This window comes from Pseudomonas sp. 05T35 (genome assembly GCF_056396605.1).
The window spans coordinates 1-12446 of the sequence record NZ_JBFTLU010000022.1 but is presented as its reverse complement, the minus strand read 5'-3'; the positions used below and the strand labels follow the sequence as shown (position 1 = coordinate 12446).

11 protein-coding genes are annotated in these 12446 nt (G+C 61.5%); 8 read left to right on the top strand and 3 right to left on the bottom strand.

The genetic code is table 11. From position 1 onward, the window contains the following. Positions 1 to 17 precede the first annotated feature (17 nt). The 4 genes from AC1DH9_RS03210 (at position 18) to AC1DH9_RS03195 (ending at position 2551) form a co-directional block, all read left to right on the top strand. Positions 18 to 803, top strand: a complete 786-nt coding sequence (locus AC1DH9_RS03210; protein WP_477807793.1) for an ABC transporter substrate-binding protein — start codon at positions 18 to 20, stop codon at positions 801 to 803. 82 nt (positions 804 to 885) lie between these two features. Further along, the gene (ribA, locus tag AC1DH9_RS03205; RefSeq protein WP_019693842.1) at positions 886 to 1503 is read left to right on the top strand and encodes a GTP cyclohydrolase II; all 618 of its coding nucleotides are present in this window, start codon (positions 886 to 888) and stop codon (positions 1501 to 1503) included. Beyond that, positions 1500 to 1919 carry an MFS transporter gene (locus AC1DH9_RS03200; protein ID WP_427541680.1) on the top strand — a complete coding sequence of 140 codons (420 nt, stop codon included), beginning with the start codon at positions 1500 to 1502 and terminating at the stop codon, positions 1917 to 1919. Before ribA ends, AC1DH9_RS03200 begins: the two co-directional genes overlap by 4 nt. Further along, positions 1919 to 2551, top strand: coding sequence for an ABC transporter substrate-binding protein (locus tag AC1DH9_RS03195; RefSeq protein ID WP_477807792.1), 633 nt, complete (start codon positions 1919 to 1921; stop codon positions 2549 to 2551). The genes AC1DH9_RS03200 and AC1DH9_RS03195 overlap by 1 nt, the downstream gene beginning before the upstream one ends. A 178-nt stretch (positions 2552 to 2729) precedes the next feature. Here AC1DH9_RS03195 and dxs read toward each other — a convergent pair whose 3' ends face one another. The 3 genes from dxs to AC1DH9_RS03180 all read right to left on the bottom strand — a co-directional run bounded on the left by dxs (position 2730) and on the right by AC1DH9_RS03180 (position 5865). Further along, positions 2730 to 4628, bottom strand: coding sequence for a 1-deoxy-D-xylulose-5-phosphate synthase (dxs, locus tag AC1DH9_RS03190; RefSeq protein WP_477807791.1), 1899 nt, complete (start codon positions 4626 to 4628; stop codon positions 2730 to 2732). Positions 4629 to 4738: 110 nt separating this feature from the next. Continuing rightward, on the bottom strand, positions 4739 to 5626 hold the full coding sequence (gene ispA / locus AC1DH9_RS03185) for a (2E,6E)-farnesyl diphosphate synthase (RefSeq protein ID WP_427541689.1): 888 nt from the start codon (positions 5624 to 5626) through the stop codon (positions 4739 to 4741). After that, a complete protein-coding gene (locus AC1DH9_RS03180) occupies positions 5623 to 5865 on the bottom strand; it encodes an exodeoxyribonuclease VII small subunit (protein WP_427541692.1) in 243 nt (80 codons plus the stop codon). Before AC1DH9_RS03180 ends, ispA begins: the two co-directional genes overlap by 4 nt. Before the next feature lie 342 nt (positions 5866 to 6207). On the opposite strand from AC1DH9_RS03180, the gene AC1DH9_RS03175 reads away from it, so the two are divergent. The 4 genes from AC1DH9_RS03175 to AC1DH9_RS03160 all read left to right on the top strand — a co-directional run. Beyond that, positions 6208 to 6999 (top strand): YfaP family protein, encoded by a 792-nt coding sequence (locus tag AC1DH9_RS03175; RefSeq protein WP_427541695.1) that lies wholly within the window; start codon positions 6208 to 6210, stop codon positions 6997 to 6999. A gap of 51 nt (positions 7000 to 7050) precedes the next feature. Further along, the gene (locus AC1DH9_RS03170) at positions 7051 to 8775 is read left to right on the top strand and encodes a DUF2138 domain-containing protein (RefSeq protein ID WP_427541698.1); all 1725 of its coding nucleotides are present in this window, start codon (positions 7051 to 7053) and stop codon (positions 8773 to 8775) included. Further along, entirely contained in the window at positions 8745 to 9410 is a 666-nt protein-coding gene (locus tag AC1DH9_RS03165; RefSeq protein WP_427541700.1) for a DUF1175 domain-containing protein, read from the top strand. The genes AC1DH9_RS03170 and AC1DH9_RS03165 overlap by 31 nt, the downstream gene beginning before the upstream one ends. Further along, the coding region (locus AC1DH9_RS03160) for an MG2 domain-containing protein (RefSeq protein ID WP_477807790.1) at positions 9407 to 12446 on the top strand (3040 nt) is incomplete at its 3' end. The genes AC1DH9_RS03165 and AC1DH9_RS03160, both read left to right, overlap by 4 nt.

Genomic DNA, 12446 nt, shown 5'->3' with positions numbered 1-12446 from the left:
GATTGAGGGGCTGGGGGATGGTCGGGCGCTGGCTGTGGGTTCTGGTTTTTGCGGTGTTCTGTTCGCTCGCTCGTGCGGCGGATGTGCCGACGACACCGGCCGTGATTCATCTGGCCAGCGAGGACTGGGATGACTACACCGCCGCCGATGGCCATGGGCTGGCCTGGGATATTTTGCGCGCCGTGTTCGAGCCGGCTGGAGTGAAACTGGATATTCGCACCGTGCCTTACACCCGTTCGGTGGGGCTGGTGCAGCGTCGTGAAGTGGACGCGCTGGTTGGCTCCTATTCCAATGAGGCCGATCAGGTGCTGTATCCCCACTGGAATTTCGACTCCGATCATATCTATGCCCTGGGCCTTGCGAGCAACCCGACACCGACTCTGGAGACTCTGGGTGCGTACCGACTGGCCTGGGTCCGTGGCTATCGCTACGAAAGTTACCTGCCGAACATCCACCGCTATAACCAGATCGAACGCCGTAGCGGAATTTTGCCGATGCTCAAACAGGCTCGGGCGGACTTCTATATCGACGCGCTGACGGAAATCAATGAAGTGCTCGCAGGCGCTGAGGATCCGTCCCTGTACCGGCGCACACACTTGACCGAACTGCCGTTGTACCTTGGTTTCGCCGATACACCACGGGCCCGTGCCCTGATGGGCTCTGCGGTGCATCATGCTGATCGAGTCGTCAGGATTTACGTGCGCTGCGCACACGAACGCAGGCTGCGCCAGCTGCTACGGGGCCGCGTGTTTGCTTGGTCTGGTAGCGCAGTGATCAAACTTCTTGATCGTTATGGGCGATAATTCAGCCTAAGCGTCTGTAGGAACCTGCTGTTACAATGCCCCCTCTGCGAATCTCCAGTACATACAGATCAGGAGCACACCGGTGCCTGTCGTTTTTGTCGCCGCTTCCAAGCTGCCAACGCCTTTTGCGCAATTCACCATGCATGGCTTTCTCGATGAGGCCACTGGCCGCGAGCACGTCGTACTGAGCCTGGGTGATGTCGCCGACGGTGCCCCGGTACTCGGCCGGTTGCACTCCGAATGCCTGACCGGCGATGCCTTGTTCAGCCAGCGTTGCGACTGCGGTTCGCAACTCGAGGCGGCGTTGCAGGCGATCGCCCGCGAAGGTCGCGGCGTGTTGCTTTACCTGCGTCAGGAAGGCCGTGGCATTGGCCTGCTGAACAAGATCCGCGCGTATGAGTTACAAGATGGTGGCGCCGACACCGTTGAAGCCAACGAGCGTCTGGGCTTTGCTGCCGACCAGCGCGACTACGCCATGTGCCTGCCGATGCTTGAGCACCTGGGCGTGAAATCTCTGCGCCTGATGACCAACAACCCGCGCAAGGTCAAAGCCTTGACCGACATGGGCATTGTGGTTGCCGAGCGCGTGCCGCTGCACACCGGTCACAATCCGCACAACAAGCTCTACCTGGCGACCAAGGCCAGCAAGCTCGACCACATGATGGGCAACGAGCACCAGGGCGAGGCAGACCGGGCGTGACTCGCGGTCAGGTCCGGCGGCGACTGTCCGTCAACTGGTGGCAATACCTGGCGCTGGCCCTGCTGCCGCTGCTGGTGATCAACGGCGTGTTCGGTCAGAGCGAGGCGTTTTTGCCAGTGCTGGCGATGCCGTTTTTCATTGCCGGGGTGGCCTCGATGTTTGTCAGCCTGCGGTTTTTCGGCGGCTACAAACACGCCTTGATCGCCACCCAGAAAGCCCTCGATACCCCGGAAGAACCCGCGACCTGGGTTGCCTTGGCGGCTAAACGCCGTCAAGCACTCCTTGTTGCGGCCTTGCCGGCCTGGATCGGTGCTCTGGCGGTGTTCGTCGGTCTTGAAGCGGTGCCTTTGGTTCTGCTGGCGCTGTCGACCGCGGTACTGTTCTACCTTTACCGTATTCCGCGTCAACTCGGCTGATGTGCCGTTGGCTGGCGGTTCTGCTGCTGGCCATCAGCGGCTCGGCGGTCGCGGTAGAGCGGGTGGTCAGCCTCGCGCCGTCACTCTCGGAAATCGTCGTTGAATTGGGCTCTGCCGACCTGCTGGTGGGCGTGCTCGATGCTGGCGAGCGTCCTGCAGCACTCGACTCCATCCCTTCTGTTGGCCGTTACGGTCAGCTGGATATTGAGCGCCTGCTCAGTCTCAAACCGGATTTACTGTTGCTCTGGCCTGGCAGTGTCGGCCCGGCCCAGCGTGAGCAACTGAGCCGACTGGGGATCCCGACCTATGTCGCCGAACCGCATAATTTCAAACAACTGACCCGCCAAATCGAAGCGATCGCCGAGCAGCTTGGCCGGCCCGAGCGTGGGCGCACGCTTGCGGTTGATTTGCGCAAGCAACTCGACGATTTGCGCCAGCGCTATCAACGCAAAGAACCGCTTCGGGTGTTTTATCAGGTCTGGGATCAGCCGCCCTGGAAAGCCTGGCCGCAGATGACCGCGGTGGCTCAAGGGCAATTGCTGTTGGTGGCGGATAAAGGCCTGGAGCGGCCGAGCGGGCAGATGATCGAAGCGACCGCCAAGTTGTGCCGGTTGATTGCCCCGGACTACTGAGACCGAGGTGCCTGCTTCGCGAGCAAGCCCGCTCCCACTGGAGATCTTTGCGCGACATAGATCCAGTGTGGGAGCGAGCTTGCTCGCGATTACGGTGTGTCAGTCAGCATCAGAGTTGACTGTCAGTCCGCTATCGCGAGCAGGCTCGCTCCCACAGGGTTTTGTGCCGGTTTGGGGTTTAGAGGCCCAGCAGTTGCAAGCGCTGACGTACGGCTTCTTCGATACCCGCTTCGTCCAGACCGCATTCGGCGAGCATTTGCGCCGGCTTGGCGTGCTCGACGTAGACGTCCGGCAGGCCTAGATGCAGCATCGACTTGAGGATGTTCTCGCGGGCGAGGAACTCGCTGACCGCGCCACCGGCACCGCCCATGATGGCGTTTTCTTCGATGGTCACCAGCAACTCGTGGCTGCCGGCGATCTCGCGTACCAACGCTTCATCGAGCGGTTTGACGAAGCGCATGTCGACCACGGTCGCATCGATTTTTTCAGCGACTTTCAGTGCTTCGGCCAGTTGCACGCCGAACACCAGCAGGGCGACAGTGCTGCCTTGGCGACGAATCACGCCCTTGCCGATTTCGATCGGTTCGAGGTTTTTCTCGATCGGGGCATTCGGGCCGGTGCCGCGCGGGTAACGCACTGCCGCCGGGCCGTTGTACAGATGGCCGGTGCTGAGCATTTTGCGCAGTTCGTTTTCGTCGCTCGGGGTCATCACCACCATGCCCGGGATGCAGCGCAGGAACGACAGGTCGAAACTGCCGGCGTGAGTCGGGCCGTCTTCGCCCACCAGGCCTGCACGGTCGATGGCGAACAGCACGTCGAGGTTTTGCACCGCGACGTCATGGATCAGTTGGTCGTAGCCGCGTTGCAGGAACGTCGAATAGATCGCCACCACCGGTTTGGCGCCTTCGCAGGCCATGCCGGCCGCGAAAGTGACCGCGTGTTGCTCGGCAATCGCCACGTCGAAATAGCGCAGTGGGAAACGCTCGCTGAAGGCCACCAGGTCGGAGCCTTCTTTCATTGCCGGGGTGATGCCGACCAGGCGCGGGTCAGCCGCGGCCATGTCGCACAGCCACTCGCCAAACACGCCGGAGTACTTCGGCCCGCCGGCTTTTTTCGGCGCGGCGGCAGGAGCGTCCAGTGGTTCGAGCTTGGTGATCGCGTGGTAACCGATCGGATCGACTTCCGCCGGGGCGAAGCCTTTACCTTTCTTGGTCACCACGTGCAGGAACTGCGGGCCCTTGAGGTCACGCATGTTGCGCAGGGTGGCGATCAGGGTGGGCAGGTCGTGGCCGTCGATCGGGCCGATGTAGTTCCAGCCGAGTTCTTCGAACAGGGTGCCGGGCACCAGCATGCCTTTTGCGTATTCTTCGGTACGACGGGCGATTTCCCAGGCGCCGGGCAGGCGCGACAGGACCTTTTTGCTGCCTTCACGCATGCTGGCGTAAGTGCGGCTGGAAAGGATTTTCGCCAGGTAATTCGACAGCCCGCCAACGTTGCGCGAGATCGACATGTCGTTGTCGTTGAGGATCACCAGCATGTTGGCGTCGACTTCCGGCGCGTGGTTCAGCGCTTCGAACGCCATGCCAGCGGTCAGTGCGCCGTCGCCGATCACAGCGATCGCCTTGCGATCACTGTTTTGCAGGCGGGCGGCAATCGCCATGCCCAGCGCTGCGCTGATCGAGGTGCTGGAGTGGCCGACGCCAAAGGTGTCGTACTCGCTCTCGGAGCGACGCGGGAAGGCCGCAATACCGTCCTTCTGGCGCAGGGTGGCCATGCGKTCGCGGCGRCCGGTGAGGATCTTGTGCGGATAGGCCTGATGACCTACGTCCCACACCAGCCGGTCGTCCGGGGTGTCGAAAACGTAATGCAGCGCGATAGTCAGCTCGATGACACCCAGGCCTGCACCGAAATGCCCGCCGGTCTGACCGACCGTGTAGAGCAATTCCAGGCGCAACTCATTCGCCAGGGTTTCCAGCTCGGCTTCGCCTAACCGGCGCAGGCCGTCCGGCGTGTTGGCACGGTCGAGCAGGGGCGTGGTCGGGCGCTTGCGGGGAATCTCATGAAACGTCGTGGGCATCAGGCGAATCGTTATAGGTATAAAAGAGGCGGCAGTTTACCTGATGCATCGCACGCTGCCCACGCAGAGCTCGGAACTTGGCCGATTTGCAGTGGGCAACGAGCGCCGGATCAGTTGCGGCGTTCGACGATATAGCGCGCCAGATCACGCAGCGGCTCGGCCGACGCGTCAAACGGTCGCAGTGCGTGCAGGGCCTGATCGCGCAGTTCCAGGGCATAAGCCTTGGCCGCATCAAGGCCGAGCAGCGCCGGATAAGTCGGTTTGTCCCGGGCAATATCGGCGCCCTGGCGCTTGCCGAGGGTTTCGGTATCGCTTTCGACATCGAGAATGTCGTCCTGCACCTGAAACGCCAGGCCAATGGCCTGTGCATAGGTCTGCAAGGATTTCAGTTGGTCTTTCTCGGCGCGGCCACTGGCCAGGGCGCCAAGCTTGACGCTGGCTTCGATCAGCGCGCCGGTCTTGTGCCGGTGCATGTATTCGAGGGCTTTTTGATCAAGCTTCAAGCCGACCGACCCCAGGTCGATGGCCTGACCGCCGACCATCCCGGCCGGGCCCGCCGCCAACGCCAGGGTGCTGACCATTTGCAGGCGGGTTTCAGCGTCGGCTGAATTCAGGCGCGGGTCGAGCAAAGCGCTGAATGCCAGGCTTTGCAGGCCGTCACCGGCGAGAATTGCGCAGGCTTCATCGAATTTCTTGTGAGTGGTCGGTTGGCCGCGACGCAGATCGTCGTCGTCCATCGCCGGCAAATCGTCGTGCACCAGCGAGTACGCGTGGATCAGCTCCACCGCACAAGCCGCGCCGTTGGCGTGCTCAGCTTCTCCGCCCAGCGCTTCGCAGGCCGCATAGGCCAGCAACGGACGAACGCGTTTGCCGCCATTCATCACGCTGTAGCGCATGGCTTCATATAAACGTGCGAGTTCAGGGCTAGGCGCGGTGAACAGGGTTTCGAGTGCCGCGTTGACCCGGGCCTGACTGCTGGCCGAATACGCCGCGATCATTCTGGCTGTTCCGCGTCAAAGGGAGCCTCGGACAGCTCGCCATCGCGCTCAAGCAGCACCTGAACCTTCTGCTCGGCCTGCGCCAGCGCAGCCTGGCAATCACGGGTCAGACCGATGCCCTGCTCGAAAGTGGTCAACGAGTCTTCCAGCGACAGCTCGCCGTTCTCCAGGCGCTCGACCAGCGTTTGCAGGTCGGCGAGGGATTGTTCGAAATCCAGTGCAGCTTTTTTGCGGGCCATGGCGGCGATTTCCGGTAGACGTTAAACCGGCGCGACACTAGCAGATAGGGGGGAGAGGGGCAAATGGGCGGGGTATTTGGCGCAGCCGTTGCGGGGTAAAAACCACGTTGATGTCAGAACCTGCTGACAATCGATCCACTATTCGGCCCGTCGTCCAGCCGATGGCGTGATCCTCGCCGCAAATTTAGTTGTATCTGATTGTTAAAAACCGCCCATATCGCTAACCTTCGCGCTTTCTACGACCCAATAACCACGGGTCTTTCTGACGAAACACAGTTTTTTGATCTGTAATGCGCCGAGGATCGGGCGCAAGGTTTCGTTATGCATGGCAGGAGGCGTCACATGCGTTGTTTTCTTTCACTGCTGATCGCACTGGTCTGCGCATCGGCTGCCTGGGCAGGGCCCACGGCCGAAGTGTCGGAACCGGTGGGTGGCTGGCGCTATAACGGCCTGCTGGACCGCAGTGAAAACCCTCAAGTCGCCTATCCCACACCGCCCATCGATCGGGGCGTGCAGCGCAATCGCACGATGATCGAGGGGCAGCTCAAGGCCATTGGCACGCTGCGCGGGCCTCACACCCTCGCGGTCAACGGCAATCCCCTGAATCTGTACACCGATGACAACGGGCGTTTCACCCGCCCGTATGCGTTCGGCGCTGGTTCCAACAGTGTCGAAGTCCGCAGTTCCGAAGGCAAGTCGCTCAAGCGCGTGCAGTTCTATGAAGCGAATAACCTGCGCACCCCGGCGCGGATTCGCGTGGTGCTGGGTTGGGACGATCCGAAGGCCGAACTCGATCTGCACATCATTACCCCCGACGGCCAGCATGCGTTTTTCGCCCACACGACGTTGACCAACGGTGGCGGCCTCGACCCGGATGGTGTCGATGGCCCGGGCCCGGAAATGTTCACCATGACCGCACCGATGCATGGCACCTATCTGGTTTACGTGAACTATTGGGGCAACTTCGGCAGCGGCGGCTATAACTTCGATGAGTCCAGCAATCAGAACGAGGTGATCACCTCGCAGATCAATCTGGTGCTCAACGAAAACACCGTCGACGAAAAACGCGAGACGTTCATCGTGCCCTTGCGGGCCATCGGTGATCTGTTGCTGGTCAAGACTTTCAACTATTGAACATCCCGCACCACGGATGAATTGCCGAGCTTTGGGAACATGAGCGTGAACATGAGCGATAACACGATTTCACCGGCCGATTCCCCGGCCGCCGGCGCACCTGCGGCCAACACCTCTCGTCGTTGGCCGGCGCTGCTGATCGCGCTGTGCCTGGTGGCCGGCGTGGCGGGCGGGTTGGGATGGCTCATGCACAAACCCAAGGCGCCGGCTGCGCAGTTGGCCAGTGACAAACTGGGCATGAGCCGGCCGGACGGTCTGCTGGAAACCCGTTCCTTGAGCCAGTTGCCCAAGGACTTGCTGACGGTGCCATTTCTCAAGGAAACCCTGACCGAAGATTTCGTCTTCTATTACGAAGCCCATGCCGATCGCCTCGGGTTGATCGGCAGTCTGCGCCGGATCATTTACGAGCATGACCTCAAGTTGCAGGACAGCCTGATCGAACAGCTATTCGATCAGCCAGCAGACGTGGCGCTGTGGCGTGGGGCGGATGGTCGCCTGAAGGACTTCCTGTTGGTGATGGATCGCGGTGGCCTGGCCAAGGTGCTGGAGCCGTTGGCTAAAGTGGCGCTGGATGATTCGCAGTTGAGCCAGATCGGCGAGATGCACGTCGCCGGCGATGTGGTGCCTGTTTATCAACTCACCTACAACGCCAGCAAAGCCCTGGTGTTTGCTTCTCACGGCGACAAACTGGTGGTGCTGTCCAACCCGCGCAAGCTGTATGACGTGGGCCATGGTCCGACCGACGAGCACGGCATGGTCTCGACCCAGGCGCTGGAAGCACTGCTGGGTGGCGAAAAACTCTTCCCCGAAGCCTTTGGGCTGCAACCTAAAGCCCCGGAGGTCAAACAACGGCTCTCGGTCAGTTCCAGCGTATTGGCCATGGGTTACCAGCGCTTCATCCCCAACTTCGCCGGGCTGCGTTTCGACATGGACGACAAGGGCTGGCACAGTTTCCTGGCCATGGATGAACTGGATAACCAGCCGGACTTCGATTTCAAACCGATCTGGCAAGCCATGCCGATAGGCGCCAGCGCCTGCGTGGCCCTGCCGCTGGCTGCCGAACAACAAAAACCGCTGCTGGTGAAACTCGGCGCCGACGAAGCGGTGGCCCAGGCCCTGACCGACCATGTGGCCGGTGCCGCCGGCCTCTGTTGGTACGCCGATTCACGGCTGTACACACCGTTGCTGGTCGCCAGCCTGAATGACAAGGACAGCGCCAAGCTCGACGGTGATCTGGGCAAGCTGTTTGGCTCGATGGTGGGCGCCTATGAAAAAAACGTCGCCGAGCACGCCTTTGCGGTGGTCGAGAAACAGGAAGGTGTAACCCATCGGTGGCAGCGCCAGGTCAGCTCCAACTTTGGCCAATACCCGGCCAAGGCTGCCGAGCAGCCTGACGCAATCTCCGGCAAGGCGTTCCTGCGGGTGAGTCTGGCGCGCCACGGCTCGACGCTGTTGTTCTCCCTCGACGACACCCTGGTGGACAAAGCCCTGGGCACCCTCGACAAACGTTTCCCGCCACTGGCCGACGTGTTGCCGAAAGATCAGTTGACGCCGCTCTACTTCGGCCCGGATTCCATGGCACAGCTGATGCAGCGAGAAACCCTGGATAGCCTGCCGCAAGACATGGAGCCGGTTTTCTACAACGCCGCGCAAACCTACCTGATTCCGAAACTGCACACGCTCGGTGGCTATGGCAAATACGCCCTGACGTTGCCCAAAGGCAGCGAGCCCGATGGCCACTGGCAATGGTTGCCGTTGGAGTGGAAAGCCCTGTGACGGTACTCATCCGAGGCCTTGGCCTGCTGGCGCTGTTGCTCGGCACGCGGGCATTTGCCAGCGAAGCCGCGCCGCTTGACCCGCAGCAATCCCAGGTCTTTCGCGCCTGGTTCGTGCGCATCGCCCAAGAGCAATTGACCCAGGGTCCGAGCCCGCGCTGGTTTCAGCAGGACTGTGCCGGGCTGGTACGTTTCGCCGCCAACGAAGCGCTGAAAGTCCACGATGACAAATGGCTACGCAGCAATGGCCTGTCCAACCGCTACCTGCCGCCGGAATTGCCATTGAGCGACGCCCAGCGCAGCCTCGCCCAGCAATGGCAGCAGGGCGGTGGCAAGGTCGGGCCTTACGTCAACGCCATCAAGCTGATTCAGTTCAACAGCCGTCGGGTGGGCCGCGACCTGGCCCAGGCCCGGCCTGGCGATCTGATGTTTTTCGATCAGGGCGACGACCAGCACCTGATGATCTGGATGGGCCGCTACATCGCCTATCACACCGGCACCACCACCCCTACCGATAACGGCATGCGCTCCGCAAGCCTGCAGCAACTCATGACATGGAAGGACACCCGATGGATTCCCGACGCAGCCAACCCCAACTTCATCGGCGTCTATCGACTGAACTTTCTCTCCCAATGATCGGTGCCCGCATGTTGCGCATGTGTTCAAAACTGCCCCTGTTGTTGGCCTTGCTGGCCCCTTTGGCCACGGTCAATGCCGATGATTCCGTCGAGCCCAGCGGCTACACGGCGGTGGCCGGTGAAAGTTTTTTCCTGTTGGCCGACAGCAGTTTTGCCAGTGATGAACAGGCGATGGTTCGCCTCGAAGCGCCGGGCCGCGATTATCGCCGGTTCCGCATGGAGCCCTACGGCGGCGCGGACATTCGGGTCTATCGGATCGACAAACCGCTGGATTTCCTCAAGCGTCAGAAAAACCTGCACCGCGTGGTCAGCGACGGCCAGTTCAAGGGTGAGGGCCTGTCAAACACTCTCGCCTACCTGTGGGACAGTTGGTACCGCAAATCCCGTCGGGTGATGCAGCGAGCGTTTTCTTACGAGTCTCGCAAACAGGTCACCGAGGAAGTGCCGGAACTGAAGATGGGCACCGCCATCGTCGCGCGAACGCCTTACGACGCGCAGCCGCAATTTGCCTTGATTCCGGGTCTGCCGGTGGTCAGCCAATTTCGTTATCCGCTGTGGGAGGCCAAGCCGATACAGCCGCCTGCGGGTGTGAACCTGGCGGGGTCTTCCAGCGAGTTCATCAGTGTCGCACCGGGTAACGTCTACATCCCGTTGGGTAACCTGAAACCGGGGCTGTATCTGGTGGAGGCGCTGATCGGCAAGTACCGTGCGACCACTATGGTGTTCGTCTCCAACACCGTGGCCGTGAGCAAGATTGCTGGCGATGAACTCCTGGTCTGGGCCGCACGCAAACATGAAGGCAGTTCAGTGCCCAAGGTCAATGTGTTGTGGACCGATGGCCTGGGTGTCATGAGCAGTGGCGCCACGGACGCCGATGGTTTACTGCGTCTGAAACACGCCAGCCCGGAGCGTTCCTTCGTGATCGGAGAGGACGAAGAGGGCGGGGTGTTTGTCTCCGAGAACTTCTATTACGACAGTGAGATCTACGACACCAAACTCTATGCATTCACCGACCGTCCGCTCTATCGGCCGGGGGATTGGGTGTCGCTGAAAATCGTGGGTCGCGAGTTCAAGAACGCCCGGGACTCGGTGCAGCCAGCGGCGGCCGACGTCAACGTCAGCGTGCTGGATGCCACCGGCACCGCGCTGCAATCGTTGGCGTTGAAGCTGGATTCCAAGGCCGGTACCCAGGGCCGCTTCCAGTTACCGGAAAACGCTGTGGCCGGTGGTTATGAGCTGCGCTTCAGCTACAAGGATCAGGCCTACAGCAGTGCCTTTCGCGTTGCTGAATACATCAAGCCGCACTTCGAAATTTCCCTGAGTCTGGCCAAACAGGATTACCGCACCGGCGAACCGGTCAAGGGTAGCCTCGTGCTGCTGTATCCGGACGGCAAGCCCGTGGCCAACGCCAAGTTGAGCCTGAGCCTGCGCGCCCAGCAACTGTCGATGGTCGACAACGAGCTGCAATACCTCGGGCAATTCCCGGTGGAGCTGACCAGCACCGAACTGACCACCGATGCCAAGGGTAACGCCACGCTGGACCTGCCGGCCGCCGAGAAACCGAGTCGCTACATGCTCACGGTGTTCGCCAGCGACGGCGCGGCGTATCGGGTCAAGACCACCAAGGAAATCMTCATCGACCGCGGCGCCGCAAGTTTCCGCTTGAGCGCGCCGCAGCGCTTCAGTGCGGTAGGCGACAAGGTTGCATTCAGCTACGCCAACGAGGGTGGCAGCGAGCAGGGCAAAGCGCTGAGCCCTAGCACCTACAGCTGGGTGCGCCTGGAAGACCAGACCCAGGGCGAGGGCAAGCTCGCGGCCGCGGATAAAGGTTTTGCACTGACGTTCGATCGCCCGGGTACCTACAACCTGACGTTGAAGGATGAGCACGGTCGTGCGCTGGGTGGCACCGGCCATTCGGTCACCGGCGACGGGGTCAAAGCCGTACCAGGCACTGTGGAAATCGTTCTCGACAAACCCGAGTACAAGGCGGGCGATGAAGCGCTGGCACTGATCACGTTCCCCGAGCCGGTCAGTGATGCCCTGTTGTCTCTGGAGCGCGACAAAGTCGAGGCCACGGCATTGCTGTCCAAGGGCGGCGACTGGCTGAAAATGGAAAAACTCAGCCCCACGCAGTACCGCGCGCGGATTGCGGTGAAGGACACGTTCGCCCCGAACCTGACCTTTTCCGTGCTCTACACCAAGGGCGGCCAGTACAGCTTCCAGAACATCGGCATCAAAGTCGTCGCGCCGCAGATCGATGTGACCATCGCCACCGACAAGGACAGCTACCAGCCGGGCGACACCGTGTCGGTGGACCTGACCACCCGGTTCGCCGGCAAGCCGGTTCCGGCGCACCTGACGGTCAGCGTGGTGGATGAAATGATTTACGCGTTGCAACCGGAAGTCGCGCCGACCATCGACCAGTTCTTCTACCACCCACGGCGCAACAACGTGCGCACCAGCGCCAGCCTGTCGTTCATCAGCTACGACGTGGCCTTGCCGGGCAGCCCTGGCGCGCCAGGCAAGGCCAACCGTAGCGAGCGCGGAGTGAAAGTGCTGGAGCGACCACGCCGCGAAGACGTCGACACGGCGGCGTGGCAGCCGGAGTTGATGACCGACGCCAACGGCAAGACCCGCTTCACCTTCAAGATGCCCGACTCCCTGACTCGCTGGCGCATCACCGCCCGGGCCATTGCCGATGACGGTCAGGTCGGTCAGAAGAAGCAATTCGTGCGCTCGGACAAACCGCTGTACCTGAAGTGGAGCGGGCCCGGCAAATTCCGCAGCGGCGACAAACCGGATCTCGGGGTGTTCGCTTTCAGCCAGTCCGAGAAACCGGTCAAGGCCGAGCTGGTGATCCATTACGGCGGCGTCGATCAGCGTGTACCGGTGACCCTGAACAACGGCATCAACTACATCGCGCTACCCGCCTTCGCATTGGCCAGTGGCGAATGGACCGCCGAGCTGGTGCAGGATGGCAAAACCGCAGACGCCCTGGCCGTGCACTTGACCGCGACCGGCGAAGGTTGGCAAG